This is a genomic window from Streptomyces sp. HNM0575 (genome assembly GCF_012726265.1).
Taxonomy (GTDB): Bacteria; Actinomycetota; Actinomycetes; order Streptomycetales; family Streptomycetaceae; genus Streptomyces.
Map to the genome: position 1 here is coordinate 1 of NZ_JAASAG010000032.1, position 1085 is coordinate 1085.

The 1085-nt window shown below is 67.1% G+C and carries 1 protein-coding gene; it reads left to right on the forward strand.

Going from position 1 to position 1085, the window contains the following annotated elements; genetic code table 11:
* The first annotated feature begins 101 nt into the window (after positions 1 to 101).
* Positions 102 to 1085, forward strand: coding sequence for an IS481 family transposase (locus tag HCC61_RS30000; RefSeq protein ID WP_169141015.1), 984 nt, complete (start codon positions 102 to 104; stop codon positions 1083 to 1085).

Below are 1085 nucleotides of genomic sequence, written 5' to 3' on the forward strand. Positions count from 1 at the left end.
TGTATTGATCACGAGCGTTGTTGACACTTGTGGGTCTTGATCATGGCGAAGGCCTCCGCTGTGGTGGAGCTGTCTAAGGACTGCACCGCAGGGAGGCCTTCGTGTACCACCGTAATGCCCGTCTGACCGTGATCGGTCGGCGGTTGCTGGTTGACCGAGTCGGATCCGGTCGTCCCGTCGCGCACGTCGCGGCCGAGATGGGCATCTCGCGACCCACCGCTTACAAGTGGGTCCGCAGGTTCCTCGCTGAAGGTGAAGCGGGGTTGGCGGACCGCTCCAGCCGTCCGCGCTCCACGCCGCACCGCACCCCTGCCGCCCTGGAAGCGCGGGTGTGTCAGATACGCACCAGCCGCAAGCTCGGGCCGGCCCGGATCGGGCCGATCCTGGGCATGCAGCCCTCCACCGTGCACCGGGTGCTGACCCGGCATGCGCTGAACCGCCTGGCGTGGCTGGACCGCCCGACCGGGCAGCCCATCCGCCGCTTTGAGCGCAGTCGGCCCGGTGAACTCGTCCACGTCGATATCAAGAAGCTGGGCAACATCCCCGACGGCGGCGGGTGGCGCGTGACCGGCCGCCAGCGTGGCGGCACGAACAGCCGTGCCAGCACACCGGTCCGCAAGGGCCATCATCCGGTACTCGGCTACAGCTACATCCACTCCGCCGTCGACGACCACTCCCGCCTCGCCTACAGCGAGATCCATCCCGATGAACGCAAGGAGACCGCCACCGCCTTCTGGCACCGGGCCCAAGCGTTCTTCACCCGGCACGGCATCACCGTCGAACGCGTCCTGACCGACAACGGGCCCTGCTACCGGTCACGCACCTGGCGCCAGGCGCTGGCCGCCGCGGGCATCAGCCACAAACACATCCGCCCCTACCGGCCGCAGACCAACGGGAAAGTGGAGCGCTTCAACCGCACCCTGCTCGATGAATGGGCCTACCTGCGGCCCTACACCAGCAACGACCAACGCACCGCAGCCCTGGCAGACTTCCTCCACACCTACAACCAACACCGCTGCCACACCGCACTCGGAGGCAAGCCACCGATCAGCCGCGTGAACAACGCACCAGGTCAATACAGCTAG